This is a genomic window from Streptomyces sp. NPDC048254 (assembly GCF_043201895.1).
In the GTDB taxonomy this organism is placed as follows: Bacteria; Actinomycetota; Actinomycetes; order Streptomycetales; family Streptomycetaceae; genus Streptomyces.
The window spans coordinates 945,295-971,450 of record NZ_JBICZJ010000001.1; the positions used below are offsets into that span (position 1 = coordinate 945,295).

At 71.0% G+C, this 26,156-nt stretch carries 27 protein-coding genes; 9 read left to right on the forward strand and 18 right to left on the reverse strand.

Features of this window, described 5'->3' with window-relative positions; all coding sequences use genetic code 11:
* Positions 1 to 102: 102 nt before the first annotated feature.
* The 3 genes from ACGFZQ_RS04265 to ACGFZQ_RS04275 all read right to left on the reverse strand — a co-directional run bounded on the left by ACGFZQ_RS04265 (position 103) and on the right by ACGFZQ_RS04275 (position 3,355).
* Entirely contained in the window at positions 103 to 1,083 is a 981-nt protein-coding gene (locus ACGFZQ_RS04265; protein ID WP_393839081.1) for a hypothetical protein, read from the reverse strand.
* A gap of 113 nt (positions 1,084 to 1,196) precedes the next feature.
* On the reverse strand, positions 1,197 to 2,201 hold the full coding sequence (locus tag ACGFZQ_RS04270; protein WP_393839082.1) for a zinc-binding dehydrogenase: 1,005 nt from the start codon (positions 2,199 to 2,201) through the stop codon (positions 1,197 to 1,199).
* Positions 2,198 to 3,355: a mandelate racemase/muconate lactonizing enzyme family protein gene (locus ACGFZQ_RS04275; protein WP_351731519.1), complete on the reverse strand. Its 1,158-nt coding sequence runs from the start codon at positions 3,353 to 3,355 to the stop codon at positions 2,198 to 2,200. Before ACGFZQ_RS04275 ends, ACGFZQ_RS04270 begins: the two co-directional genes overlap by 4 nt.
* Positions 3,356 to 3,556: 201 nt before the next feature.
* Between ACGFZQ_RS04275 and ACGFZQ_RS04280 the strand changes: the two genes are divergently transcribed.
* Together ACGFZQ_RS04280 and ACGFZQ_RS04285 are read left to right on the forward strand one after the other, a co-directional pair.
* Positions 3,557 to 4,411 (forward strand): hypothetical protein, encoded by an 855-nt coding sequence (locus ACGFZQ_RS04280; RefSeq protein WP_393839083.1) that lies wholly within the window; start codon positions 3,557 to 3,559, stop codon positions 4,409 to 4,411.
* A 133-nt stretch (positions 4,412 to 4,544) separates the two neighbouring features.
* Positions 4,545 to 5,018 carry a carboxymuconolactone decarboxylase family protein gene (locus ACGFZQ_RS04285; protein ID WP_393839084.1) on the forward strand — a complete coding sequence of 158 codons (474 nt, stop codon included), beginning with the start codon at positions 4,545 to 4,547 and terminating at the stop codon, positions 5,016 to 5,018.
* A gap of 43 nt (positions 5,019 to 5,061) precedes the next feature.
* Here ACGFZQ_RS04285 and ACGFZQ_RS04290 read toward each other — a convergent pair whose 3' ends face one another.
* Positions 5,062 to 5,511 (reverse strand): MarR family winged helix-turn-helix transcriptional regulator, encoded by a 450-nt coding sequence (locus ACGFZQ_RS04290; protein ID WP_393839085.1) that lies wholly within the window; start codon positions 5,509 to 5,511, stop codon positions 5,062 to 5,064.
* A gap of 90 nt (positions 5,512 to 5,601) precedes the next feature.
* Between ACGFZQ_RS04290 and ACGFZQ_RS04295 the strand changes: the two genes are divergently transcribed.
* On the forward strand, positions 5,602 to 6,600 hold the full coding sequence (locus ACGFZQ_RS04295) for an NADP-dependent oxidoreductase (protein ID WP_393839086.1): 999 nt from the start codon (positions 5,602 to 5,604) through the stop codon (positions 6,598 to 6,600).
* 92 nt (positions 6,601 to 6,692) lie between these two features.
* Here the strand turns inward: ACGFZQ_RS04295 and ACGFZQ_RS04300 are convergent, their stop codons facing one another.
* Positions 6,693 to 7,850: a serine hydrolase domain-containing protein gene (locus tag ACGFZQ_RS04300; protein ID WP_393839087.1), complete on the reverse strand. Its 1,158-nt coding sequence runs from the start codon at positions 7,848 to 7,850 to the stop codon at positions 6,693 to 6,695.
* 186 nt (positions 7,851 to 8,036) lie between these two features.
* On the opposite strand from ACGFZQ_RS04300, the gene ACGFZQ_RS04305 reads away from it, so the two are divergent.
* Entirely contained in the window at positions 8,037 to 8,849 is an 813-nt protein-coding gene (locus ACGFZQ_RS04305) for an EI24 domain-containing protein (protein WP_393839088.1), read from the forward strand.
* Here ACGFZQ_RS04305 and ACGFZQ_RS04310 read toward each other — a convergent pair.
* The 3 genes from ACGFZQ_RS04310 to ACGFZQ_RS04320 form a co-directional block, all read right to left on the reverse strand.
* The gene (locus tag ACGFZQ_RS04310; protein WP_393839089.1) at positions 8,839 to 10,101 is read right to left on the reverse strand and encodes a pyroglutamyl peptidase; all 1,263 of its coding nucleotides are present in this window, start codon (positions 10,099 to 10,101) and stop codon (positions 8,839 to 8,841) included. The two genes, ACGFZQ_RS04305 and ACGFZQ_RS04310, sit on opposite strands and share 11 nt — an antisense overlap.
* Positions 10,102 to 10,391: 290 nt before the next feature.
* Positions 10,392 to 11,375 (reverse strand): aldose epimerase family protein, encoded by a 984-nt coding sequence (locus ACGFZQ_RS04315; protein ID WP_393839090.1) that lies wholly within the window; start codon positions 11,373 to 11,375, stop codon positions 10,392 to 10,394.
* A 23-nt stretch (positions 11,376 to 11,398) separates the two neighbouring features.
* On the reverse strand, positions 11,399 to 12,298 hold the full coding sequence (locus tag ACGFZQ_RS04320) for an SGNH/GDSL hydrolase family protein (RefSeq protein ID WP_393839091.1): 900 nt from the start codon (positions 12,296 to 12,298) through the stop codon (positions 11,399 to 11,401).
* A gap of 279 nt (positions 12,299 to 12,577) precedes the next feature.
* On the opposite strand from ACGFZQ_RS04320, the gene ACGFZQ_RS04325 reads away from it, so the two are divergent.
* Entirely contained in the window at positions 12,578 to 13,072 is a 495-nt protein-coding gene (locus ACGFZQ_RS04325; RefSeq protein WP_351731543.1) for a DUF3145 domain-containing protein, read from the forward strand.
* Between the two features lie 124 nt (positions 13,073 to 13,196).
* Here ACGFZQ_RS04325 and fabF read toward each other — a convergent pair whose 3' ends face one another.
* From fabF to fasR, 5 genes are all read right to left on the reverse strand, one after another.
* A complete protein-coding gene (gene fabF, locus ACGFZQ_RS04330) occupies positions 13,197 to 14,459 on the reverse strand; it encodes a beta-ketoacyl-ACP synthase II (protein WP_393839092.1) in 1,263 nt (420 codons plus the stop codon).
* A 116-nt stretch (positions 14,460 to 14,575) separates the two neighbouring features.
* A complete protein-coding gene (locus ACGFZQ_RS04335) occupies positions 14,576 to 14,824 on the reverse strand; it encodes an acyl carrier protein (protein ID WP_351731548.1) in 249 nt (82 codons plus the stop codon).
* Between the two features lie 91 nt (positions 14,825 to 14,915).
* Positions 14,916 to 15,947, reverse strand: coding sequence for a ketoacyl-ACP synthase III (locus ACGFZQ_RS04340; RefSeq protein WP_393839093.1), 1,032 nt, complete (start codon positions 15,945 to 15,947; stop codon positions 14,916 to 14,918).
* A gap of 17 nt (positions 15,948 to 15,964) precedes the next feature.
* Positions 15,965 to 16,885, reverse strand: a complete 921-nt coding sequence (locus ACGFZQ_RS04345; RefSeq protein ID WP_393839094.1) for an ACP S-malonyltransferase — start codon at positions 16,883 to 16,885, stop codon at positions 15,965 to 15,967.
* Between the two features lie 89 nt (positions 16,886 to 16,974).
* Complete coding sequence (gene fasR / locus ACGFZQ_RS04350; RefSeq protein ID WP_351731556.1) at positions 16,975 to 18,180, reverse strand: fatty acid biosynthesis transcriptional regulator FasR; 1,206 nt, start codon at positions 18,178 to 18,180, stop codon at positions 16,975 to 16,977.
* 73 nt (positions 18,181 to 18,253) lie between these two features.
* On the opposite strand from fasR, the gene ACGFZQ_RS04355 reads away from it, so the two are divergent.
* Entirely contained in the window at positions 18,254 to 18,907 is a 654-nt protein-coding gene (locus tag ACGFZQ_RS04355; protein WP_393839239.1) for a pirin family protein, read from the forward strand.
* Positions 18,908 to 19,057: 150 nt separating this feature from the next.
* Here the strand turns inward: ACGFZQ_RS04355 and ACGFZQ_RS04360 are convergent, their stop codons facing one another.
* The gene (locus ACGFZQ_RS04360) at positions 19,058 to 19,882 is read right to left on the reverse strand and encodes a serine hydrolase domain-containing protein (RefSeq protein ID WP_393839095.1); all 825 of its coding nucleotides are present in this window, start codon (positions 19,880 to 19,882) and stop codon (positions 19,058 to 19,060) included.
* Between the two features lie 19 nt (positions 19,883 to 19,901).
* Entirely contained in the window at positions 19,902 to 20,372 is a 471-nt protein-coding gene (locus ACGFZQ_RS04365; RefSeq protein WP_393839096.1) for a GNAT family N-acetyltransferase, read from the reverse strand.
* A 106-nt stretch (positions 20,373 to 20,478) separates the two neighbouring features.
* Here ACGFZQ_RS04365 and ACGFZQ_RS04370 point away from each other — a divergent pair, with 106 nt between their 5' ends.
* Positions 20,479 to 20,946 (forward strand): MerR family transcriptional regulator, encoded by a 468-nt coding sequence (locus ACGFZQ_RS04370; protein ID WP_351731563.1) that lies wholly within the window; start codon positions 20,479 to 20,481, stop codon positions 20,944 to 20,946.
* A 7-nt stretch (positions 20,947 to 20,953) separates the two neighbouring features.
* Here the strand turns inward: ACGFZQ_RS04370 and ACGFZQ_RS04375 are convergent, their stop codons facing one another.
* From ACGFZQ_RS04375 to ACGFZQ_RS04385, 3 genes are all read right to left on the reverse strand, one after another.
* Positions 20,954 to 21,814, reverse strand: coding sequence for a DUF4429 domain-containing protein (locus ACGFZQ_RS04375; protein ID WP_393839097.1), 861 nt, complete (start codon positions 21,812 to 21,814; stop codon positions 20,954 to 20,956).
* Positions 21,815 to 21,881: 67 nt separating this feature from the next.
* A complete protein-coding gene (locus ACGFZQ_RS04380) occupies positions 21,882 to 23,108 on the reverse strand; it encodes an alpha/beta hydrolase (protein ID WP_393839098.1) in 1,227 nt (408 codons plus the stop codon).
* Between the two features lie 119 nt (positions 23,109 to 23,227).
* Positions 23,228 to 23,863: a TetR family transcriptional regulator gene (locus ACGFZQ_RS04385; protein ID WP_393839099.1), complete on the reverse strand. Its 636-nt coding sequence runs from the start codon at positions 23,861 to 23,863 to the stop codon at positions 23,228 to 23,230.
* 66 nt (positions 23,864 to 23,929) lie between these two features.
* On the opposite strand from ACGFZQ_RS04385, the gene ACGFZQ_RS04390 reads away from it, so the two are divergent.
* Together ACGFZQ_RS04390 and ACGFZQ_RS04395 are read left to right on the forward strand one after the other, a co-directional pair.
* A complete protein-coding gene (locus ACGFZQ_RS04390; RefSeq protein ID WP_393839100.1) occupies positions 23,930 to 25,576 on the forward strand; it encodes an MFS transporter in 1,647 nt (548 codons plus the stop codon).
* 258 nt (positions 25,577 to 25,834) lie between these two features.
* A complete protein-coding gene (locus tag ACGFZQ_RS04395; protein ID WP_382527046.1) occupies positions 25,835 to 26,125 on the forward strand; it encodes a small hydrophobic protein in 291 nt (96 codons plus the stop codon).
* The last annotated feature ends 31 nt before the right edge of the window (positions 26,126 to 26,156 follow it).

Below are 26,156 nucleotides of genomic sequence, written 5' to 3' on the forward strand. Positions count from 1 at the left end.
CGCCCCAGGGGCGCGGGGCTGTAGTTGATTTGCGGCTCCGCCGCGTGGGCGCGACCAGCCACACACGACCCGCGGTGGCAGACGGCGCGCAGCCCCCATCGGTCATCCAGCGGAGCCCTCGACGGGGAATCGGTTCAGACGCCCCGGCAACCGCGACCCCAGCGGCGCCATGTCCCCGTCCGCTCCGTGCCGGGCGAGCAGGTCCAGGGCCAGCCGCCCCCGCCGCACCCGCTCCCGCGCGGTGTCCAGGGTCACGTCCCGCAGATGGGTGCCCCACGGGTAGATACCGGGAGCCTTGGACAGACCGAACTTCAGGTAGATCGGTGCGCCGCGCCGGATCAGCTCGGCGACCTCGTACATCCGGACGTAACCGCCGAGGTCGTCGGGGGCCTCGATGTACATGTCCATGGGAGCGCCCGACACCCGGCGGATCTCGGTCAGGTGATCGAGCGTCAGATCGCTCGGCACGTTGACGGAGTCGGCGCCGAGGTGCTCGAAGACCGAGTACGAGGCCGGGTTGACCGGCCCGACCAGCGCGGACACCTTCAGCGTGGTGTCGGCCGGGATGATCCCGGCCCGCCGCGCCCGGTGCAGCGTCCACAGCACGCCCTCGTCGGCGACGAGCAGGCACTTGACGCCCAACTCCGTCGCCCGCACCGCGTCCTCGACGCATCCGGCGACGGCGTCGTGACCGCGTGCGCGCAGTCCGGCGCCCCGCGAGTCGGAGCGCACCGACCCGCCGATGTCCCAGGTGCCGCGCGGGCCGGTGAACAGGCACAGCTCGATGTCCCGTTCGTCGGTCGCCTCGACCATCTCGGTGATCTCGGCGTCGGTGAGCATCCACACACCGCTGCCCTGGCTGATCCGGTGGATCGGTACGTCCAGTCGCGAGGACTCCTTGAGTACGACGGCCAGCGCCTCGGGGCCCTCGCAGGAGGGGATCTCGGTGCGCCACTTGCCGCCGCCCGGGAACGTGTGGGCGGAGGCGTCGGCGGGGTCGAGGGCGGGCGCGCCCAGTCCGAGCGCGGTGAGCGCCTGCTCACCGGGTCGGCGGGCCGCCGTAACGGAAGCGTCGGTCGTCACAAGCTGTCCTTCTTGTTCGGTATTTCGGACGAGGTTCGCGGCTCGGGGTAGGAAAAGGCTTTGGTGGTACGCCGGCCACGGCGAGGTCAGGTCACGCCGCGGCCGGCGTACGACTAGGGGCGGAGCAGCACCTTGCCCACCTTCGGATCACCGGCTCCCACCAGCTCGATGGCCTGCGGGAACCCGGTCAGCGGCAGCTCGTGCGTGACCAGCGGCAGCGGGTCGAGGAGTCCGGCCCCGAAGACGCGTACCGTGTGCGCCCAGGCATCCGGCGGCGCCCCGAAGACGGTGTGCACCTCCAGCTGCCGTACGACGAGGTCGGTCGGGTCCAGACCCTCGGCACCGGCGGCCGGGATACCGGTCAGGACCAGGCGCCCGCCACGCCGGAGCAGGGCGGCGGCGGTGCGCGCGGCGGACGCGGAGCCGGCGGTCTCGATGACCACGTCGAAGTCGTCGGGGAGCTTCTGGTCCCTGGTGCGGAAGTCGGTCGCCCCGAACTGCCGGGAGAGCTCCTCCCGGTCGTTCCGGGTCCCGACCACCAGCAGCTCGCCCGGCGAGATCGCCTTCAGGAACTGCACGGCGAACATCCCGAGCGTCCCGGTGCCGACCACCGCGACCCGCTCGCCCGGCTGCGCGTTGCCCTTCAGCGCGGCCGCCGCGATACAGGCGGCGGGTTCGAGGAGGGCGGCGGCGGTGAGGTCGGCGGCGTCGGGCAGGGGGTGCAGCAGCCGGGCCGGCAGGGTGAGGGTGGCGGCCATGGCACCCGGCTGGGTGAACCCGGTCTCCTCGTACCCGTCCGTGCACAGCGTGGTCTCACCGGCGTGGCACCGGTCGCACACCTGGCAGTTCCGGAACCCCTCGCCGACGACCTTGCGCCCGACGAGCGAGGCAGGCACCCCGGCCCCCACCCGGGAGACGGTCCCCGACCACTCGTGGCCGGGCGTCAGCGGGTAACGGACGTACCCCTCGGGCCGGTTTCCCTGGTACACCTCGCGGTCGCTACCGCAAATCCCGACGGCGTGCACGGCGACCAGCGCCTCGCCGGGACCGGGCTCGCGGGGCGTGTGCGCCTCGATCCGGTGGACGCCCGGCGCCTCGACGACGACCTGGGAGCTCACTTGGTCCCCTTGGGCTTGCGCTGCTCCCAGCCGTCCGCCCAGAGGTCGAAGCGGGCCTGCTGCTGCGGGAACTCGGCGGCGGCGTCGGCGTCGAACTCGACCCCGAGACCGGGTGCGTCGGAGAGGTGGAAGTACCCGTCGACGACCTCCGGCGCCCCCTTGACCACCTTCTTGATGTCGGCGTCGGCGAAGTCGTTGAAGTGCTCCAGGATCTTGAAGTTCGGGGAGGTGAACCCGACCTGGAGGGAGGCGGCGGTCAGCACGGACCCGCCCACGTTGTGCGGGGCGACCAGTACGTAGTGGGTCTCGGCGGTGGCGGCGAGCTTGCGCGTCTCCCAGATTCCACCGATATGGCCGACGTCCGGCTGGATGATGTCGACGGCCTGGCTCTCGAAGAGCTCGCGGAACTCGATCCGGTCGTGGATGCGCTCACCGGTGGCGACCGGGATGTCCACCTTGGCGGCGACCTTCTCCAGCGCCTTCAGGTTCTCCGGCGGGCAGGGCTCCTCCAGCCAGGCCGGCTTGAAGGGCGCCAGCTCGTGCGCGAGCCGGACGGCCGTCGCCGGCGAGAACCGCCCGTGCATCTCCAGCATCAGTTCGGCGTCCGGCCCGATGGCGTCCCGCACGGCCTCGATCAGCGACACGGAGTACAGCGTCTGCTCGTGGTCCAGCTCGAAGTGCCCGGTCCCGAACGGGTCGATCTTCAGCGCCTTGTACCCGCGCTCGATCACCCCCTGGGCGGCCTTGTGGTAAGCCTCCGGCGTTCGCTCGGTCGTGTACCAGCCGTTGGCGTACGCCTTGACCTTGTCGGTGACCTTCCCGCCGAGCAGCTGCCACACCGGCACGCCCAGGGCCTTGCCCTTGATGTCCCAGCAGGCCATCTCCACCACGGCGATGCCGGACATGACGATCTCGCCCGCCCGGCCGTAGTCGCCGTACTTCATCCGGCGTACGAGGTCTTCCACTGCGAACGGGTCCGAACCGAGAATGTGGTTGGCCTCGGCCTCCCGCAGGTAGCCGATCAGCGCGTCGGTGTGACCGAGCATCCGGGTCTCGCCGACTCCCGTGATCCCTTCGTCGGTGTGCACCTGGACGTACGTCAGGTTGCGCCACGGCGTCCCGACCACGTGTGTGCTGATTCCGGTGATGCGCACGGCAGTTGCCCCTCAGCTGTTCGAGATTTCGTCACACGTTCGAAATGCTGGCGTGACAGTAAAGACGGGGCGGTCGGAGTGTCAATGGGTCGAACAGGTAACGGTTTCGACAAGGCTTTCGACAGGTTTTTCGGTCCCCCACAGAACCTTCACAGGGCCGGGTGGTTAAGTGACCGGTGAGGAACTTAGTCTTCCCGCGTCATGGACTACTGCTACCCGTGCCGACGGCACCTCAATGGCGCCCTCGCCTGTCCGGGGTGCGGCGCTCCGGCTGAAACGCTACGCGCGTCCGCGCGGGAAGCGGCCGCCCCCGACCCGGCCACGACCGGTGAGACCTCCTACCCGGAGACGGAGTTCCGCGAGGACGCGCCCGCGGCCGACGGCGGTTACGGCGACGAAGCCGACGAGGCCGACGAAGACGACGCGCCCCTGACGGGTGGCCGGGCGGACCGGCGGCGGGCGGCGCGCGGGCGTGGCGGCCGGAGCCGGGGACGGGTCGCCGAGAGTCCTGCCGAGGGCGCTGAGGGCGCTGAGGAGCCTTCCGCGGCCGACGGGAGCCGTCGCGACCGCAAGGCCGCGGCCCATCGCCGACGGCGCCGCAGAATCCTTCTCGTGAGCGTGGCGTGCGTCCTGGCGGCGGGCGGCCTGAGCCTCGCCGAACTCGGCACGGACGCCATACCGTTCACGACCCCCGGCCCGGCCTCGGCGGGCGGTGACTCCGCCGACGGCGGTACCTCGACGTCGTCCCCTGGTACGACGGCCGAGCCCCTGGGCGACACGTCCGGCGCGTCCGGCGCGGCGGGCTCCGCCTCGCCCGACCCTTCCGCCTCCGCGTCCCCCTCCGCGTCGAAGGACAAGGAGTCGGAGTCGCCGTCGGCGTCCCCGAAGGACACGTCGGCCCAGTCGGCGACGACGGGCGCGGCGACGCGGACACCGACGGCGGCACCGACCTCCACGACGGCCTCGACACCGACGGCGAACCCGACGACATCGAACCCGACCCCGACCCCGTCCGAGAGCCACTCGTGCACGCGGTTCCTGTGGTGGTGCAGCTAGAAGAAGTACCCGCCGAAGCGCGCCCGAAGGTCTGCCGAAGCAAACTCGGCAAATCTTCGGTCACCGTGTCACATCCGCAGAACCCGTTCCGTCATAGGTGTGTATCCCGCTGAACCCAACGGAGGAACACACCATGGAAGCCCGTCTGAACCTCTTCGCCAGTCCCACCGCCAACAAGCTGATCAAGGCGTTCAACGGCGCGGGCAAGGCCGCCGCGGAGACCTCGGTCCCCGCCGCCACCCTGGAGCTGGTCAAGATCCGCGCCAGCCAGATCAACGGCTGCGGCTTCTGCCTCGACATGCACACCAAGGACGCGGCCGCCGCGGGCGAGACCCAGCAGCGCCTCCTCATGGTCGGCGCCTGGCGCGAGGCGACCGTGTTCACCGACGCCGAGCGCGCCGCGCTGGAGCTGGCCGAGCAGGGCACCCGGATCGCCGACGCGGCGGGCGGGGTCCCCGACGAGGTGTGGGAGAACGCGGCCAAGCACTACACCGAAGAGGAACTCATCGCACTGGTGGCGACGATCGCCCTGATCAACGCCTACAACCGGCTGAACGTCATCTTCCAGCAGCCGGCGGGCGACTACCGCCCCGGCCAGTTCGCGTAACCGTCCGAAGCGGGGTGCCGCCAGGTCTCGGCGGCGCCCCCGGCTACGCGTCCAGCATCCGCCGCAGCAGATCCCGCAGCGACAGCCGCTCCGCGTCCGACAGCCCCGCCAGCGGCTCCCGCGCGAAGCGCAGCCCGTCGCGCAGCTCGCGGGCGACCCGCCGGCCCTCGTCCGTCGCCGCGGCCAGCTTCACCCGGCGGTCGGCCGGGTCGGGCCGCCGCTCCGCGAGCCCCCGCGCCTCCAGCCGGTCCACGATCCCCGTCACGTTCGACGGCTCGCACTTCAGCTTCTGCGCCAGCTTCCGCATCGGCAGCGGCTCCAGCGAGAGCAGGCTGAGCAGGCGCGCCTGCGCCCCGGTGAGCGCGTGCTCGCCGGCCGCCTCCTCGTAGTCCGCGTAGAAACGGGCCACCACATCCCCGATCAGCTCGACGACCTCGAAGGTCAGGGCGTCGGGGCGCTGGGTCTTCGCTGGAGTGGGCTGTGAGGACGACATGCGCCCAAGAGTACCCCGTTACTTGACATCCTGAAATATTAAGGAGCATGGTTGTTTCAGGTACTGAAGTAATTAGGAAAGGCGCACGTCATGATCAACCGCGAGTGGCACCTGGCAAGCCGTCCCGTCGGCTGGCCGAAGCCCGAGGACTTCGCCCTGGTCGAGGCGGAGGTCCCGACGCCGGGTGAGGGGCAGGCGCTCGTGCGGAACAAGTACCTCTCCGTCGACCCGTACATGCGGGGCCGCATGAGTGCCGCCAAGTCGTACGCCGCCCCCTTCGAGCTGGGCAAGGTCATGCAGGGCGGCGCGGTCGGCGAGGTCGTCGAGTCCAACGCCGAGGGCATCGCGGTCGGGGACCACGTCCTGCACTTCTTCGGCTGGCGCGAGTACGCGGTCATGGACGCGAAGAACGCCGTCAAGGTCGACGCGGCGGCGGCGCCCCTGTCGACGTACCTCGGCGTCCTCGGCATGACCGGCCTCACCGCCTACGCGGGCCTGCTGCGCACCGCCTCCTTCAAGGAGGGCGACTCCGTCTTCGTCTCCGGCGCGGCCGGCGCGGTCGGCAGCCAGGTCGGCCAGATCGCCAAGCTCAAGGGTGCCTCCCGGGTGATCGGCTCGGCCGGCTCCGACGACAAGGTCAAGCTGCTGGTCGAGGAGTACGGCTTCGACGCGGCCTTCAACTACAAGAACGGCCCGGTCGCCGAGCAGCTGCGCGCGGCCGCGCCCGACGGTGTCGACGTCTACTTCGACAACGTCGGCGGCGACCACCTGGAGGCGGCCATCGGGCAGCTGAACCGGGACGGCCGGATCGCCGTCTGCGGCATGATCTCCGTCTACAACAGCACCGAGCCCGTCCCCGGCCCGAAGAACCTCGCCCGTCTCATCCAGACCCGCGGCCGGATCGAGGGCTTCCTGGTCGGCGACCACTACGACCTGCAGCCGCAGTTCGTCGCCGAGGTCGGCCCGTGGGTGGCCTCCGGGCAGCTGAAGTACCGCGAGACGGTCGTCGAGGGCATCGAGAACAACCTGGAGGCGTTCCTCGGGGTCCTGCGCGGCGACAACACCGGGAAGATGATCGTAAAGCTCTGACCGGCGTGACGATCGGCTGAGATCCGTCGTTGCGCTGTACGGAGGCCGCACCCTTGGACGTGGGGTGCGGCCTCTCGTGTGCCGGGCGCGTTTCAGTTGGCCAGAGCTGCCAAGTGCACCGCCCTTGCCAGCCGGTCGTTCTCCGGTGCCGCTCCTCCCGGGAACGCGAACCTCCGCCGCGTGTAGCCGTAGGCGACCCCGCTCCGCGGGTCCGCGAACGCCTGGGAACCCGCCGCGCCGCTGTGGCCGATCGTGCCCGCGCCCAGGAACGGGTGCCAGGTGTCGGCCGTCGCCTGGAAACCCAGGCCGTACGATTTGTGGGTGCGCGCCACCAGGTCGTAGCCCACCGAGTGGAACTGGCCGAACTCCGCCACCGTGTCCTCCTTCAGCAGCGGGGCCTTGCCGTCGAGCTCGCTGAGCAGCGCCGCGTACATCCCGGCCAGGCCGCGCGCCGACGCCACCCCGCCGAACGACGCCGGGCCCCTGGCGCGGACCCGCGGGTCGTTGGGCAGCGCCGCCAGGTCCACGGGCTCGGCCGCGTGCTCGTTGAAGGCGATCCCGGCGAGGGTGCGCGGGCCGGACGGGAGGGCGTCGAGCAGCGCCTGCTGCTCGGACGTCGGCCGCATCGGCTGCGTCGTGCGGAAACGCGGCTCGTGCGCGGCCGGCAGGCCCAGGAAGAACCCCAGGCCGTAGGGGGCCCGGACCCGCTCCTCGTACACGTCCTGGAGGGTGCGGCCGGTCGCCCGCCGTACCACCTCGCCGGTGAGCGCGCCGATGACCAGGGCGTGGTAGCCGAAGGCGGTGCCCGGGCGCCAGAACGGCCGCTGGTCGGCGAGGCGTTCGGCCATCGCCCGGTCGTCCGTCAGCTCCTGCGGGCTGAACCCGGTGTCGGTGCCGACCAGACCCGCCTGGTGCGCGACCAGATCCCGCAGGGTCAGCGTGCCCTTGCCCTCGGCGGCGAACTCCGGCCAGTAGTAGGTGACCTTACGGTCCAGTTCCAGCGTGCCGTCCTGCACCAGCATCGCCACGACCAGGTGCGCGGCGCCCTTGGTGGACGAGAACACGCCGTAGAGGGACTCCCCGTCGGACCCCTCGCCCGCCCACAGGTCGACGACCCGCCGGCCGTGGACGTACGCACACAACTGTCCCTCGTAGTCGGCCGGTTCGCCGGCGACGAAGGCGGCGAATTCCTCGCGCACCGCCTCGAAGCCCTCCGCGACCGTGCCCCGGACGGTGATCTCCTGCGTCATCCGCTCTCCTCAACCGAGCCGCCGCGGGCAGCTCCCATGGTGAACAACGCCCTGCTGGTTCCTGAGATCGGTACGGCGGGACGTACCCGTTCGACTCAACGGTGACCAGGAGGTCTTGGTGTCACCGTCTTCCAGCGGGTTCATGCCCCCACTGTGCCCCGGGACCGCGCCGGTAAAGTCTTCGCCATGCGTGATCTCGGGGTGGGCTTCGGATATCTGCTCAAGGGCCAGCGGTGGGTCGGCCGGCACGGCAGGCAGTACGGCTTCGGTCTGCTGCCCGGCCTGATCACCCTCGTCCTCTACGCGGCGGCGCTGGTCGCCCTCGCGCTATGGGGAGAGGACTTCGTCGCCTGGGCCACCCCGTTCGCCGACGACTGGTCCAGCCCCTGGCTCGGCCTCTTCCGCGGCTTCCTCACCGCCATGCTGTTCGCCCTCGGCCTCCTCCTCGCCGTCCTCACCTTCACCGCCGTCACGCTGCTGGTCGGCCAGCCCTTCTACGAGAACCTCTCGGAGAAGGTCGACGCGGACGTCTCGCCCGACGGCACCGCTCCCGAGTCCGGGCTGCCGTTCTGGCGCGAGCTGTGGATCTCGGCCCGTGACAGCCTGCGCGTGCTGGTCCGGGCCGGCCTCTGGGGCCTGCTGCTCTTCGCCCTCGGCTTCCTCCCCCTCGTCGGGCAGACCGTCGTACCGGTCGTCGGCTTCTTCGTGACCGGTTTCTTCCTCACCGAGGAACTCGCCGCCGTCGCCCTCCAGCGCCGGGGCGTCGACCTGCGCTCCCGGCTCGCCCTGCTGCGCTCCCGCAAGACCCTGGTGTGGGGCTTCGGCACCCCGCTGGGCCTCGCCTTCCTGGTCCCGTTCGTCGCGGTGTTCCTGATGCCGGGCGCGGTCGCGGGCGCCACCCTCCTCGCCCGCGACCTGCTGGGCGAGGAGACGGCGCAGGAGGACCCGGACCAGGACCCGGATCAGGACCGGGACCGGGACCGGCGGGTCACTTCCTGAGGCTCGCGTCCGCCGCCACGGTCACGATCGCCCGCACCTGGTCGATGATGTCCACCCGGTTCCGCACGAACTCCGGGTCGGTCACCTCGGTGGTGTTCCCGGCCCCGAACTGCAGCACCGGCGTGTGCACATGCCCGCCGGGGAGGCTGTCGTGCAGCCCCAGCCGGTCGCGCAGCAGCGTGGCCCGATAGGCGATCTCGTTGGACAGGTAGTCCCCGCCGCCCCCGGCCCGTGCCGTGGACCCGGGAGTCGGCCCGTCCGCCCGTACGACGGCCGCCGTGCCCCCCGCCGGGATCTCGGTCACCTCGGTGTGGTCGTACACCGGGAACCGCCCGGTGGGCGCCGCCACGATCGCCGCGTACGGCAGGGTCGTGGTCGTCCACTGCGGCTGTGAGGCCGGGTCGGTGACCGGGACGGTCTCCGTCCGGCTCAGGTTGTCGTTGTCGGGGAACCCGCCCCGCCAGGCCCCGTTGGTCCGCTCCACGTCGAACCGCCCGACCCGCCCCTGGCTCACGGTCGTGAACAGGTCCACCTTCGGCAGATACGGCCGCAGCGTCCGCTCCACGGTCCCCTGCGCGAAGTCGTCCCACCGCACCGGGAAGACGGCCGTCTCCACCCGCGCGGGCCCCTGCGCCGTCCGCACGACCGTGCCGTCGAGGGCCAGCGCGCTCGCCCCGGACGGGTTGGAGATCCGGATGTCCCGGTCGAGCGTGAACGGGTCGAACCCGGTGACCAGGATCCGCCGCACGCCCTTGCCGGCATACCGGATGTCGGTCTGCCCGCGCGAGGTCCGCTCCAGCACGTCGAGCAGCGCCGCCCGCTGCCGCTCGCTCAGCCCGAACCCCGGCTCCCAGGTGCGCACGTCCCGGGTCATCCCGAGCCGCGCCCAGTACAGCGGCCGGTCGTCGTCCCGGCTCAGATCGCCGGAGACCGGCCCCCGCCCCTGCGCCCGGTCCACGGCCCGCCGCCACAGCGCGGACCCGTCCCGTACGACGATCCGCCGGGCCTGCGCGTACGAGTGCGCGCCGCCGAGCGCCCGCGCGAACCCCGGCGCCACGGCGTCGAACCCGGACCGCCGGAGTATCTCCTGCGGCACGGCCCGGTCGAGCCGCTGCTCCTCGACGGTGGGGGAGGACGGGGAAGAAGGGGGCGACGGGGAGGGCACGGCAGCCGCGTGTGAGGCGCCCGGGGCGAGCGCCCCGGCCATCAGGGCGATTCCAAGAACACCGATCCGAACGCGCAGCGAAGTCACGGGAGTTGGCCTTCCGTCGCAGTGGGGTGCGTGGTGCCGTTCGGGCCGCAGTATCGCTTGCGGGGTGTGGTGTGGTCCACGCCGGGGGAGCGACCGCGCCATCTCCGGGAGTGTTCGGGACGTGCGGACGCTCCCGGGTGTTTGTGAAGGGTTCGTACGGGATACCTGTGAGGTGGGCGATCACCGGCCGTCGTCTCACAGGCGCGGCTAAGGTCTGGTGCGGGACCAGTCCCCCTTGAGCAGCCCCGGTCCGGGACCTGACCCCTGGACCGGGGCTTGCGGCTGGTCCGTCAGTCCCGCACCCCGAAGCCGTACACCGTCTCCGAGCGGTACACCGTGCCCGGGTCGAGGCGGGTGCTCGGGAACTCCGGGCGGTTGGGGGAGTCCGGGAAGTGCTGGGTCTCCAGAGCGACGCCGTCGCCCGGGGCGAAGGGACCGGTCAGGTGCTCGGCCGTGTAGAGCTGGACGCCGGGCTCGGTGGTGGCCACGGTGAGGGTGCGGCCGGACGTCGGATCGTGCAGCTCGGCGATCTCGGCGGGGGAGTCCGTGACCCCCTTGTCGAGGACCAGGTTGTGGTCGTAGCCGGAGCCCACCTTGCGGGCCGTACGGAAGTCGAAACGGGAGCCGGAGACGTCCGCCAGGACCCCGGTCGGGATCAGGTCGCCGTCGACGGGGGTGTACCGGGAGGCGGCGATCCGGAGTTCATGGCCGCCCGCGTTCCCGGAGCCCGCGAGGTTGAAGTAGCTGTGGTTGGTGAGGTTCACCACGGTCGGCGCGTCGGTGACCGCCTCGTAGGAGACGCGCAGCGCGCCGGACGCGTCCAGCGTGTACGTCACCGTGAGCTCCAGCCGCCCCGGGAAGCCCTCCTCGCCGTGCGGGCTCACCCGCGTCAGCCGTACCCCGTGCTCGACGCCCTCGACGCCCTCGACGTCCCACACCCGCTTGTCGAAGCCGCGGGCGCCGCCGTGCAGGGAGTTGGGCCCGTTGTTCGGCTCCAGGGCGTAGGTGACGCCGTCCAGCGGGAAGCGGGCGTGCGCGATCCGGTTGGCGTACCGGCCGACCAGGGCGCCGAAGTACGGGCCGGGGTGCTCCAGATAGCCGTCCAGGCCGGCGAACCCCAGCACCACGTCCGCCGTCCGCCCGTCCCGGTCCGGTACCTCCACCGACTGCACGATGCCGCCGTACGACAGGACCCGCACCCGGGTCCCCGCGCGCTCCAGCGTCCAGCGGTGCACCTCGGTGCCGTCGGAAAGTGTACCGAAAAGTTCGCTCATGAGGAAAACCCTAAGCCAAGGGTCTAGTCCACCGGATCCTTGGCCGTGATGGTCCGGTAGGCGATCGCGGCGAGCTTCGACTGGCCGTCGGTGCTCGGATGGAACCAGTCCCAGTGACTCAACTGATCCGTGCCGAAGCGGTACTCGTACACCGCCCCGCCGTCGAAACGGCACCGGCGGTCCTTGGCGCAGACCTGCGCCAGCACCTTGTTGTAGTCCTCGACCCGCTGCTGCACCCGGTCCCGGCGCACGGTCGCCGCGCTGGTCAGGTTGTCCGCGTCGGCCAGCATCGACGGGCAGATACCCAGCTTCCAGATCTGCTTGCCCAGCGGACTGGTCCGCCCCTGCGACCACAGCCGCTTCAGGTTCGGCACGCTCGACACGTACACCTGCGTCTTCGGCAGCGACTTCCGCAGGGTGCCCAGGGCGTCCTCGAACTGGGTGCGGAAGGAGGCCACGGACGTCATCGCGGACACCGACGTACGGCAGGCGTCGTTCGCCCCCGCCATCACCGTCACCAACTGCGGCCTGCGCACCACCGCGTCGGCCATCTGCCCGGACAGGTCGGCCATCCGGGCGCCGGTCACCGCGTAGTTCCAGCTGTGGTCGGCCGCCTTCGCCCGCCCCAGCAGCCGTACCGCCAGGCTGTCCACCTGGTCGCTGGTGCCGGTCGCCCAGGACACCTCCGGGCAGTCCGAGAGCACCGTGCACGCGTCGAAGCCGCGGGTGACGGAGTCGCCGACGGCCGCGATCGAGGCCGGGCTGGGGTCCCACACCGGCACGGTCCGCGCGGCACGCGTCCGGCCGCCGTCGCCCCCCGAGGAGGAACCGCCGATCACGTCGCACCCGGCCAGCCCCAGCGCGGCGGTCGCGGCGACGACACCGATCAGGGCACGCGCACGCCGGCGTCGCTGCTTCCGCATACCCCGCTGGTCCTCTCCGTCGGCTGGTCAGGTCGGCTGGTCAGGTCGGCTGGTTGGTCCCCCTTCATAACAACGCACGGGAGTTCCCACCCCCCGCCCTGCAACGGTCCACCCCCGTACAAGCGTCCCCCTGGGTGAATGGCAGGGGTTTCCTGGCTGTGGGACCGACGGTACGTCACACTCCTTGCGCCGCCGCACGGTAGCCTCGCCATCAACGCGGCCGTCGTGCCACTGCCGCCAGCCAGCAAGCAAGATGTCCCGCTCTGCCCGGAGGTTCCGGTGACGACACGTGGAGTTCTGTACGTGCACTCCGCGCCGCGCGCGCTGTGCCCGCACGTCGAGTGGGCCGTCGCCGGGGTGCTAGGCACGCGCGTCAACCTCGACTGGATCCGGCAGCCGGCGGCCCCCGGCACCTGGCGCTCCGAGTTCTCCTGGCAGGGCGAGGTCGGCACGGCCTCCAAACTGGCCTCCGCGCTGCGCGGCTGGCACCTGCTGCGCTTCGAGGTCACGGCCGAGCCCTGCGCGAAGGCCGAGGGCGAGCGCTACAGCTGCACCCCCGACCTCGGCATCTTCCACGCGGTCACCGGAATCCACGGCGACATCCTGATCCCGGAGGACCGCCTGAGGGCCGCGATGACCCGCTCACGGCGCGGCGAGACCGACCTGGAGGCCGAGATCTCCAAACTCCTCGGCAAGCCCTGGGACGACGAACTGGAGCCGTTCCGCTACGCGGGAGAGGGCGCCCCGGTGAGGTGGCTCCACCAGGTGGTGTGAGCGCCCCGCAAGGGGCGCGGGGAACTGCGCGACCAGCCCCCACCAACCGTCAGTCGACAACGAAACGCAAAGTGGCCCGAACTCCGAGAAGGAGTCCGGGCCACATGCCTTAGAACGGCGTCTCTCAGATCGTCCGGAACGCCAGCGCCACGTTGTGGCCACCGAACCCGAACGAGTCGTTCAGCACCGCGATCCGCCCCTCGGGCAGAGCACGCGCCTTACCCGACACCACATCCGCGTTGACCTCGGGGTCGAGGTTGTCCAGGTTGATGGTCGGCGGAGCCGTACGGTTCACCAGCGCCAGGATCGACGCGACGGTCTCGATACCACCCGCACCACCCAGCAGGTGACCCGTCATCGACTTGGTCGCCGAGATGGCCATGTGGTCGACGTCGTCGCCGAACACCTTCCGCAGCGCCTTGATCTCGGCCACGTCACCCTGCGGCGTCGACGTCGCGTGCGCGTTGACGTGCACGATCTCGGCCGGCTTCAGATCCGTGTTGTCGAGCAGGTTCTGCAGCGCGTGCGCGATGCCGTTGCCCGACGGCTCCGGCTGCGTGATGTGGTGCGCGTCGGCGGAGATGCCCTGCCCGACCGCCTCGACGTAGATCCGCGCCCCGCGCGCCTTCGCGTGCTCCTCGGACTCCAGGACGATCACGCCCGCGCCCTCACCGAGGACGAAGCCGTCACGGCCGGAGTCGTAGGGACGCGACGCGCCCTGGGGGTCGTCGTTGTTCTTGGACATCGCCATCATGTTGCCGAACGCGACGATCGGCAGCGGGTGGATCGCCGCCTCCGTACCGCCGGCCACGACGATGTCCGCACGCCCGGTGCGGATCATCTCGATCGCGTACCCGATGGCCTCGGCGCCGGAGGCGCAGGCCGACACGGGCGTGTGCACACCGGCCCGCGCACCCAGCTCGATACCGACGTTCGCGGCCGGCGAGTTGGGCATCAGCATCGGCACGGTGTGCGGGGAGACACGGCGTACGCCCTTCTCCTTGAGCACGTCGTACTGGTCGAGCAGGGTCGTCACACCGCCGATGCCGGAGGCGATGACGGCGCCGACCCGGTCGGGGTTGGCGGACGAGTCCTCACCGGCCTTGGCGGTGAAACCGGCGTCCTTCCAGGCCTCCTGGGCGGCGATCAGCGCGAACTGCGCGGACCGGTCCAGCTTGCGGGCCTGCGGGCGGGGGATGATCTCGCCCGGTTCGACGGCGATCTGCGCCGCGATACGGACGGGCAGCTCGGCCGCCCAGTCCTGCTCCAGGAGGCGGACACCGGACTTGCCGGCGGTCAGGGCCTCCCAGAACGAAGCTGCGTCGCCACCCAGCGGTGTGGTTGCGCCGATACCGGTGACGACCACGGTGCGATTGGTCGGGCTCACGGGAATTCTTTCTCCAACGGATACGGGATTCGACGGCGCCACCGCCGGGTGGCGGGGCCTCGCAGTCCGGGAACCTGCCGGGTACCCGGGCATGCGGCCCGGGACCCGGCGGGAACTCAGTCCTGGTGCTTGAGGATGTAGTTGGTGGCGTCCCCGACGGTCTTCAGGTTCTTGACGTCCTCGTCCGGGATCTTGACGTCGAAGCGCTCTTCGGCGGCGACGACGACCTCGACCATGGACAGCGAGTCGACGTCCAGGTCGTCGGTGAAGGACTTGTCCAGCTGGACGTCCTCCACGGGGATCCCGGCGATCTCGTTCACGATCTCGGCGAGACCGTCGACGATCTCCTTCTCAGTGGCGGCCATGTCAGGCGCTCCTTCTTAGATGTTCCAGACGGTTGCTGCGGTGTTGCTGGCGGCGTTTCCGGTACCGGATGCATGATCCGGCACGGAGTGCCTAGGGGAGGGTAACGACAGTGGCGGCGTAGACGAGACCCGCCCCGAACCCGATGACGAGCGCGGTGTCGCCGCTCTTCGCCTCGCCGGTCGCCAGGAGCCGCTCCATCGCGAGCGGGATCGAGGCGGCCGAGGTGTTGCCGGTGGTGCGGATGTCACGGGCGACCGTGACGTGCTCCGGCAGCTTGAGAGTCTTCACCATCGAGTCGATGATCCGCACATTGGCCTGGTGCGGGATGAAGACGTCCAGGTCGTCCGCGCTGATTCCGGCCGCGTCCAGCGCCTGCTGAGCGACCTTCGCCATCTCGAACACGGCCCAGCGGAACACCGCCTGGCCCTCCTGCGTGATCGCGGGGAACTTGATGTTGCCGGCGCTGTCGAGGGGGAGGTTGGTGACGTCGCCGACGTGGAACCGGTCCCAGGGCACGGTCTGCTTGATGGTCTCCGACTTGTCGCCCTCGGAGCCCCACACGGTCGGGCCGATCGCCGGCTCCTGCGAGGGGCCGACCACGACCGCGCCCGCGCCGTCGCCGAACAGGAAGGCCGTGGCCCGGTCCTCCAGGTCGGTGAGGTCGCTGAGCCGCTCCACGCCGATCACGAGCACGTACTCGGCGGAACCTTCCACCACCATGCCCTTGGCGAGCGTGAGGCCGTAGCCGAAGCCCGCGCAGCCGGCCGAGATGTCGAAGGCGGCGGCCTTGTTCGTGCCCAGCTTGTCGGCGATCTCGGTCGCCACGGCCGGGGTCTGGCTGAAGTGCGAGACCGTCGAGACGACCACGGCGCCGATCTGCTCGGCGTCGATGCCCGCGTCCGCGATCGCCTTGCCGGACGCCTCGATCGACATCGCGGCGACCGTCTCCTCGGGGCCCGCCCAGTGCCGGGTCTCGATACCGGAGCGCGACCGGATCCACTCGTCGGACGAGTCGATCGTCTCCAGGATCACCTCGTTGGGCACCACGCGGGTCGGGCGGTAGCCGCCGACGCCGAGGATGCGCGCGTACGGCGCACCCTTGCTGGGCTTGATCTTCGACATCGCAGTGGGCTCCTAATTCAGCTGTGCTCGGCGATGAGCTCGCGGGCCGCGTCGAGGTCGGCGGGGGTCTTCAGGGCCAGCGTCTTCACCCCGGGCAGCGCGCGCTTGGCCAGGCCGGTCAGGGTGCCGCCAGGGCACACCTCCAGGAGGGCGGTCACGCCGAGCTCCTTGAAGGTCTCCATGCACAGGTCCCAGCGGACCGGGTTGGCGACCTGCCCGACCAGCCGCTCCACGATCCTGTCGCCGGAGGTGACGGCCCGCCCGTCCCGGTTGGAGACGTAGGTGAGCTTCGGATCGGCGGGGACGAGCTCCTTGGCGGCCTCGGCCAGCTTGTCGACCGCAGGCGCCATGTGGCGCGTGTGGAAGGCGCCGGCGACCTTGAGCGCGACGACCTTGCGGACGCCCTCGGGCTTGTCCTCGCTCAGCGCGGCGAGCTGCTCCAGGGTGCCCGCGGCCACGATCTGACCGGCACCGTTGATGTTCGCCGGGGTCAGGCCCAGCTTCTCCAGGTGCGCGACCGACACGTCCGGGTCGCCGCCGAGCAGCGCCGACATGCCGGTCTCGGTGATCGCGGCGGCCTCGGCCATCGCCACACCCCGCTTGCGGACCAGGCGCAGCGCGTCGGTGTCGTCCAGGACGCCCGCGAAGGCGGCGGCGGTGATCTCACCGACGCTGTGCCCCGCGACCGCGCCCGGCGCGATGTCCGTCATGGCACCGAGTGCCGCGCCGGACAGGATCCCGGCGGCGACGAGCAGCGGCTGCGCGATCGCGGTGTCCCGGATCTCGTCCGCGTCCGCGTTCGTGCCGTAGTGCACCAGATCGAGCCCGATGACGTCGGACCATTCACGCAAACGGTCCTGGGCACCGGGGAGTTCGAGCCAGGGGGTCAGGAAGCCAGGCGTCTGGGCGCCCTGGCCGGGAGCGACGAGTACGAGCACTCTCACACTCTCTCTTGGGGAGCCCCACGGCCGCCCGTGGGGACAAGGACGAAGAACACGAGGGGGTTTTGTGGACCCCCGACAAAATCCTATGGCTGGGGATCTCCATCGACCAGACGCCCCAGGATCAGTGCGATCCGCAGCGTGAAGGCGGATCGTACATCGGATGGCGACCATCCGGTGACGTCAGTCACACGTCGAAGCCGGTAGCGCACGGTGTTCGGGTGGACGAAGAGCATCCGGGCCGCGCCCTCCAGGCTGCTCGCCTGTTCCAGATAGACGCTCAGCGTTTCCAGGAGCGCCGAGCCCGCTTCTTCCAGCGGTCTGTAGATCTCCTCCACCAACTGCTCGCGCGCGCCCGGATCACCTGCCATGGCGCGTTCCGGAAGCAGGTCGTCCGCCAGCACCGGCCGCGGTGCGTCCTGCCAGGCGGAGCAGGCCTTGAGCCCCGCGGCGGCGGCCTGCGCGGACCGGGTGGCGGCCAGCAGATCGGGTACCACGGGCCCCGCGACCACCGGTCCGGCGGCGTAGGGCCCGATCAGCGACTTGGCGACGGCCAGCGGGTTGTCGTTGCCGCCCGCGATGACCACGAGCCGGTCCCCGAGTACCCCGGTGAGCACCTGCAGCTTGGCGTGCCGGGCGGCCCGCCGGATGGCCTCGACGGTCAGCTCACTGTCCCCGTCGGGCGCGGTACCGAGCACGACACACACATGCTCGGGCGAGTTCCAGCCCAGTGCGGCGGCCCGGCTCACCGCCCCCTCGTCGGCCTCCCCGCTCAGCACCGCGTTGACGACCAGCGACTCCAGCCGGGCGTCCCAGGCACCGCGTGCCTCGGCGGCCTGGGCGTACACCTGGGCGGTGGCGAAGGCGATCTCCCGGGCGTAGACCAGCAGCGCCTCCCGCAGTACCCGCTCGTCGCCGGGGGCCGCCACCTCGTCGATGGCGCTCTCCATGACCTCGATGGTCGTCCGCACCATCTCCACGGTCTGCCGCAGCGTGATCGCCCGGGTCAGCTCGCGAGGGGCGGTCCCGAAGACGTCCGTCGAGATCGCCTGCGGAGCATCGGGATGCCGGAACCACTCGGTGAAGGCCGCGATACCCGCCTGGGCGACGAGCCCGATCCAGGAACGGTTCTCCGGGGGCATGGCCCGGTACCACGGCAGGGTCTCGTCCATCCGTGCGATGGCCTGGGCGGCGAGGCTGCCGGACGACTTCTCCAGCCGCTTCAGGGTCGCGGAGTGCTGGTGGACTGCATGAGCCGAGGGGTCGGACTTGCGCGTTACTGGTTCGGGCACGGGGACAAGACTGCCTTATCCGGACGGGAGCATGCGCCGCCGGGTGCCGACTGCGGTCTACGGTGGTTCCGTGATGGACGTACGGCGCGCGGCCGAGCGCTACCCCGGGGGAGACCGGGCGACCGGAATCGAGTCCCGCCACGCCTTCTCCTTCGGCCCGCACTACGACCCCGGCAACCTCCGCTTCGGCGCGGTCATCGCCTGCAACGAGGAGCGTCTGGCGCCGGGCGCCGGCTTCGACGAGCATCCGCACAGCCACACCGAGATCGTGACCTGGGTGGTCGAGGGCGAGCTGACCCACCGGGACTCGGCGGGCAACGAGACGGTGGTCCGCCGGGGGGACGTGCAGCGGCTCAGCTCGGCGAGGGGTGTCCGCCATGTCGAGCGCAACGACGGGGCGGGGCCGCTGGTCTTCCTTCAGATGTGGCTGGCCCCGGTACGCCCCGGCGGTGAGCCGTCGTACGAGATCGTCCGCGGCATCGCCGACTCGACGCCGTACGCCGTGCCGGAGGCCGCGGCGATGCTGCACGTCCGCCGACTGGGGGTGGGGGAGCGGACGGCGGTCCCGGACGGGGCGTATGTGTACGTGCATGTGGTGCGGGGGGAAGTGCGGGTGGGTGGGGAGGAGTTGGGGCCGGGGGATTCGGTCAGGGTGGAGGGGGCGAAGGATTTGGAGGCGGAAGGCGTGACAAAGGCGGAGTTGTTGCTGTGGGAGATGGCTGAGTAGCACTTCGGCTGCGGGCCGGTGGGGGCTGGTCGCGCAGTTCCCCGCGCCCCTTACGGGGCGCTCCGGTCGCGCCAGCTTCATAGCCGCGGGCAGTCGTGGCGCGGCGGCACCCTGCCGGCGCCGGTAAGCGAAACCCCGCCCGGCCCACCCTCAGCCGCGGAGCTCCGTCAGCACCGAGTCCGTGAATGCCGGCCACGCCTCCACCGCCCAGGGGCCGAACGCCCGGTCCGTGAGGGCCACGGACGCCACCCCCGCGTCGGGGTCCACCCACAGGAACGTCCCCGACTGGCCGAAGTGCCCGAACGCCCGAGGCGAGGACGAAGACCCCGTCCAGTGCGGGGACTTGCCGTCCCGGATCTCGAAGCCCAGACCCCAGTCGTTCGGGTTCTGGTGGCCGTACCCCGGCAACACGCCCTTCGTCCCGGGGTATTGGACGGTCAGCGTCGCCTCCGCCACCGTCCGCGGGTCCAGCAGCCTCGGCGCCTGCAACTCCGCCGCGAAGCGGAGCAGGTCGGAGACCGAGGAGATGCCGTCCTTCGCCGGTGACCCGTCGAGAGACGTCGACGTCATGCCCAGCGGCTCCAGGACCGCCTGCCGCAGATACTCGCCGAACGGAATCTCCGTCGCCTTGGCGACATGGTCCCCGAGCACCTCGAACCCGGCGTTGGAGTACAGCCGCCGCTCCCCGGGCGGCGCCGTCACCCGGTGTTCGTCGAAGGCCAGCCCCGAGGTGTGCGCGAGCAGATGCCGGACCGTCGACCCCCGCGGGCCGGCCGGCTCGTCCAGCTCGACCGCCCCCTCCTCGTACGCGACGAGCACCGCGTACGCGGCGAGCGGCTTGGTCACGGAGGCCAGCGGGAAGCGCTGCCCGGCCGGACCGTGGGTGCCCAGGACCGTCCCGTCGGCCCGTACGGCACCCGCCGCCGCGGTGGGGACCGGCCAGTTCTCGATCAACGCAAGGCTCTGCAAGGACATACCGACGAGCCTAAGCCGATCAGAGCGTCAGGATCATCGTGGGGTCCGGCTTGTGGACGAAGCCGAGCGCGGCGTAGAGGGGCTCGGCCTCGGGCGACGCGGTCAGCATGACCTGCCCGGCACCCCGCTCGCGGAACCAGGCGAGCAGTTCCGCCATGCACGCGCGCGCGTACCCGCGACGGCGCGCGTCCGGGTCGGTGGCCACGCTGAAGACGTACCCGGAGTGCCCGTGCGGACTGGACGCCTTGCCGATCCGGTAGTCGAGGGTCCCGACGACCAGCGCGGCCAGCGCCCCCGGCCGGTCCGGGTGGTCGACGACGAACGCGGCGAAGTCCCCGTCCGGCTCGCCCAGCCGCTCCCGGAGCCCCGGCAGCGCCAGGGCGTGCCAGTGGGTGGAGGCGTCCCCACCGGGCAGTGCGTCGATCATGATCTGGCGCAGACGCAGCACTTCGGATGCGTCCTCGGGCCTGGCACGGCGTACGAGACTCATACCCGCGCACGGTAGTCAGCGGCCGTCCCCCGCGTCGCGCGGATTTCTTACCGTCTTCCCGGTTTCCGCTTGCTTCGAGCGCACTCGAAGGTCGTAGCGTTGGGTCATGACGGTGATGCAGACCTCGACCGCGGCCCCCACTCAGCAGTCCGACCGCGCACCCGCCGACATCTGTTCCGCGCCGCCCCGCCGGCATCCGCGCCCCGAGGGCCAGGACCACTACACGATCAGCGAGGTCGTCGCCTTCACCGGCCTGACCGCCCACACCCTGCGCTGGTACGAGCGGATCGGCCTGATGTCCCACATCGACCGTTCCCACACCGGCCAGCGCCGCTACAGCAACAGCGACCTGGACTGGCTGGACTTCGTGACCAAGCTCCGGCTGACCGGGATGCCGGTGGCGGACATGGTCCGGTACGCGGAGCTGGTACGGGAGGGCGACGGCACCTACCAGGAGCGCCGGGAGCTGCTGGAACAGACGCGCAGGGACGTCCTGGGCCGCATCGCCGAGCTGCACGACACGCTGTCGGTGCTGGACCGGAAGATCAGTTTCTACGGGACGGGCGGGAGCTGAGGCACCCTCAGAGCTCCGCCAGCAGTTCCGCCTTCTTCGCGGCGAACTCCTCGTCGGTGACCAGCCCCGCCTGGTGCAGGTCCCCCAGATGGCGAATCCGCTCCGCGATGTCGGCGGGGTCCCGGCGTCCTGCCGACGACGGCAGCGCGGCCCCGCCCTTCGCCCGTACCGCCTCCAGGACCGCCGCGGCGAACGGCAGCGACTCGTGCACCGGCCCGTACCCGAGCCCGAACACCACGGTCGCCGGATCCTGGTCGGCCGGGACCGCCGGCGCCGCCCCGGTGAGGTCCCCGCGGCGCAGCAGTCGCAGATGTCCCTCGAAGACCTCCGGGGACCGCCACTCCACACCCCCGAGGTCGGCCACCGCGAAGCGCTGGTCGCCGGCCTTCCACTTGGACGTCGACGCGCCCGTCCAGGACCAGCGGAAGTGCACGGCCTTGCCGTCGAAGCTCGCCTTGCCGTCGTACGCCTTGAACTGCCGGGGCGCCTCGGGCGCGGCCACCAGAAACCTTTCGGCCGGTTCGGACCCGGACTCGGTGAGCAGCGGCCGCAGTTCGTCGGCGTAGTACTCCGCGAGGGTCTCCCGCTCGGCGGGGAGGACGAGCCGGTAGGGGTCGCTGCCGTCCTTCAGCTGCCCGGCGGCCGCCTCCATCAGGGGATCGGCGCCCGGGCGCGGCTCGGCCCGCAGGACCACCGTGCCCCGTTTGCCGGGAGTGAGCGTCACCCCCGAGAGCGCGGCGAACGGCACCCGGCGTTCCCCCAGCGTCTGGAAGAGCTTGGGTGTTCGAATCCCCCGTTCGTAGCGGATGAGCACGGAGTCGGACTCGAACTCCCAGGCGGCATGAAATCCGGCCAGTACGTCACCCATGCGGCTCATCGTATGCGGCACGTGCTTCCCAGTCCCATCCCCGCGCATACCGCACTTCCTGCTGTCTCTACGCGCGTCCGGCCGTCAACGTGCCGGACAAACCCGCCCGGCACCCGTCATCGTCGTGGGCGCAGGTCACCGCGCCGTATGCGCCAACCCCGATGTCGGCGAGGTTGCGCAGGCTGTCCGTGCCCGGCTCGAAGTAGCCGGCGTGTCCCTGTGCGTCGTGCGCCGACAGCACCCGCGCCCCGAAGGAGGAGGAGACGGGGTCGGCGCCGTGGCCCAGTCCGCCGAACTCCATGTAGGGGACGTCCTGGATCCAGTCGGTGGCGTCCCGCATCGCCCACACCCGGGCGGAGGTACCCAGGTGGGAGGCGTTTTCGACCCGCATCCCGGGGCTGGCGGCCACCGCTATGTCGGACACCCGGTCCGGCATGCCGTGCGCGGCCACCCCGCAGACCACGGAACCGTAGCTGTGGCAGAACATCGAAACCGGCGCCACCGGTGCCGTGCCGGGCAGCGCGCGCAGCAGCGCGTTGAGGCGTACGGCGCCCTGCTCGGCGGCCGTGCCGGTCGCCGCGCCCACGCCGAGCCCGTCGGGCGCGGTGTAGTCGGCCCAGGCGATCACCGCCGTACGGGTCGCGGGGTTCGCCGTGCGCTCCGCCCCGTACAGCGCCTTGGCCATGCCGACCGGGGCGGTGTACTGACGGTTCGTCCGCTGGAAGGTGAGCAGGTCGGTGTCGACGCCGGGGACGACGACGGAGATCCGCTCGGCCCTGGTGAGGTCGCCGAACACCTCGGCGACCCGGCCGCTGCCGTCCGGGTCGAAGGCGAGGATCTGCCGGCCCTTGGCCATCAGCGCCTCGTAGCGGTGCATCCGGCGGCCCGCGTCCTGTTGTCCGGCCGCGGTGAGCCGTGGGTCGTGCATCCGTTTCTTCTCGACGGCACGCTGCTGGTCGAGGGCGATGTGGTTGGCCCGGTAGCGCAGGCCGGCCGGGGCGCCGTTCATGTTGCCGACCGCGAGCGGGTAGCGGTGCACGAGCCGGTCGCGCTCCTGCGCGGTGAGCGTGGCGAAGAAACGCGTGAGCCGCGCGGGGGACCCCTCCGGGTCCGGCAGGTGGAGACCGTGCACGCTGCCGTGCTCCCACTTGTCGAGGGAGGTCTGCAGGGCGGTGGTCTCGCGGTGCGCGCGCATGGCCGTCCAGCCGGTGGTCGCGAGCATCACGAACACCACGGACAGGGCCAGCAGCGCGCGCCAGACGTTCAGAGGCGGGGAGGTGTCGAAGGAAGTCACTGGGAGGACACACTAGGAGAACGAAGGGGTCTCGCGGTAACCGAGTGACGGTTATCACGTTTCGGCAAAGGTGTGGTCGATCTCGGCTCGTGCGGTCCGTCTCGGCTCGCGCGACGCTCTCAGTTCCCGTGGCTCTCGCGCCAGTTGCCGGTGAGTGCCGGTCCCACCTGGTCGAGGTACGACGCGGTGAGTTCGCGCATCGCCGTGACGCCGAAGTCGTCGCCGACCGACCACTGCCGCTCGGTGACCCGGATGACCGCGCCGAACACGGCGACCACGAGCCGCGGCCGGGGGTCGGTGTCCGGGTCGACGCCCTCCCGCTCGGCGACGATCCGCGCGATCTCCTCCTCCGTCTCCGCCTGGCGCCGCAGGTGGGCGGCGAACAGCACCGGCGTCGCCTCGATCATCCTGTACGTGCGCATCAGCAGCTCCACCGGGACGTACCGCTCGATGGCCTCCTCGATGCTGTCCCAGCTGTCCATGACGGACCGGCGCAGCGCCTCCAGCGGGGTCTCCTCGGCCGGGCGCCGGCGTACCGCCTCGACGTAGTGCGCCTCGGTGAGCCGGGGCACGAAGAAGGCCACGTCCTCCTTGCTGGCGAAGTAGCGGAAGAAGGTGCGCTGCGAGACGTCGACGGACTCGACGATCTCGTCGACGGTGGTGTGCTCGTAGCCCTGGGTCACGAACAGCTCCAGCGCGTTGCGCAGCAGCGCGTCCCGGGTGCGCTGTTTCTTGCGTTCGCGCAACGTTTCCATGCCTGACAGTTACTGACTAGTGATTTCGTTTGTCAACTGTCAGCAGCTGTCACTAGCCTCGATCGTATGACTAGTCAGACCACGATCGACACGGCGGGGTCGGGGGACGTAACACCTGCAGCCCTGCCGGAACAGCCGCCGGCCGCCGGCCTGCGAGGCCACCCCTGGTTCACCCTGATCACCGTCGCCGTCGGGGTCATGATGGTCGCCCTCGACGGCACCATCGTGGCCATCGCCAACCCGGCGATCCAGAAGGACCTCGGCGCCACCTTCGCCCAGGTGCAGTGGATCACCAACGGCTACTTCCTCGCCCTCGCGGTCTCCCTGATCACCGCGGGCAAGCTCGGTGACCGCTTCGGCCACCGGCAGACCTTCCTGATCGGTGTCGTCGGCTTCGCCGCCGCCTCGGGCGCCATCGGCCTGTCCGACAGCATCGGCCTGGTCGTCACCTTCCGTGTCTTCCAGGGCCTGTTCGGCGCGCTGCTGATGCCGGCCGCGCTCGGCCTGCTGCGGGCCACCTTCCCGGCCGAGAAGCTCAACATGGCGATCGGCATCTGGGGCATGGTCATCGGTGCCTCCACCGCGGGCGGTCCGATCCTCGGCGGTGTGCTGGTGCAGCACGTCAGCTGGCAGTCGGTGTTCTTCATCAACGTGCCGGTCGGCCTGATCGCCCTGGTCCTGGGCGTCCTGATCCTGCGCGACCACCGTGCCGCCCTCGGGCGGAGCCCGGAAAGCGGATACAGCGCCCCGCGCTCCTTCGACCTGCTCGGCATCGCCCTGCTCTCCGGCGCGATGTTCTGCCTGGTCTGGGCGCTCATCAAGGCGCCGAGCTGGGGCTGGGGCGCCGGCCTGACGTGGACGTTCATCGCCGCGTCCGTGCTGGGCTTCGCCCTCTTCGCCTTCTGGGAGACCAGGGTCAAGGAGCCGCTGATCCCGCTCACCCTGTTCCGCTCGGTCCCGCTCTCCGCGGGCGTGGTCCTGATGGTCCTGATGGCCATCGCCTTCATGGGCGGCCTGTTCTTCGTGACGTTCTACCTCCAGAACGTCCACGGCATGGACCCGGTGGACGCCGGTCTCCATCTCCTTCCCCTCACCGGCATGATGATCGTCGGCTCCCCGCTGGCCGGCGCCGCGATCACCAAGCTCGGCCCGCGGATCCCGCTGGCCGGTGGCATGGCGGCCACCGCGATCGCCATGTACGGCATGTCCACCTTGAAGGCGGACACCAGCAGCGGCGTGATGTCCATCTGGTTCGCCCTGCTCGGCCTCGGTCTTGCGCCGGTCATGGTCGGCGCCACCGAGGTCATCGTCGGCAACGCGGCGATGGAGCTGTCCGGTGTGGCCGGCGGACTCCAGCAGGCCGCGATGCAGATCGGCGGCAGCCTCGGTACGGCCGTCCTGGGCGCCGTGATGGCCTCCAAGGTCGACGGCGACCTGCCGGGCAACTGGGCCGACGCGGGGCTGCCGAAGCTGACCGACGCGCAGCTGGCGCAGGCCTCCGAGGCGGTCCAGGTCGGTGTCGCGCCGGTCGCCAAGGGGACGCCCGCGGAGATCGCCGCGAAGATCTCCGACGTCGCCCACGACACGTTCATCTCCGGCATGAGCCTCGCCTCGCTGGTCGCGGCGGGTGTGGCGGCGGTCGCGATCCTGGTCGCGCTGTTCACCAAGCGCGGCGAGAACGCGGACGCCGGTGCGGGGGTCGGGCACATCTAGCGCGGGTTCAGTTCGCAGCCCCGGACGATATGTCCGGTTTCTTGTGGCGGAGTTCCCCTATCAGGGTGACTCCGCTAAAGATTCCTCGCCCTCGGCACGCGCCGCAGGTCACAGTGGGTCAAGTCCTCCGCAGGGCATGGGAGGACACCCGGGCCGCGGCGCGCTGCCGGAGGGGGGCAGCGCGCGGGCAGGTCTGCGGACGCGGAACAGGGGTACCCGGTCATCGCACCCGAACAGTCCATGGAGACCAGGGAGTTGATGATGGCGAGCTTCGGGCAACGAACACGCGGGTACCCCCGTTCACGCGGCCGGGCAGGTGCGCGGGCCGGGCTGGACCGTGGCACGCTCGGAATCATCGGCACGGTGTTCGCCGTGGTCGGCTTCTTCGCCCTCGGGATCGTGCTGGGGCCGGCGGCGCTGGTGTGCGGCTGGCTCTCCATGGGCCGCAGGTGGTCGCCGAACAGCTCGATTCCGGCGCTGGTGGCGGTGGTGCTGGGGGCGATCGACACGGTGCTGGCGCTGTTCTGGCTGGCGGGCGTATCGGTCTAGCCGCGGGCCGGTGGGGGTTGCTCGCGCCCAC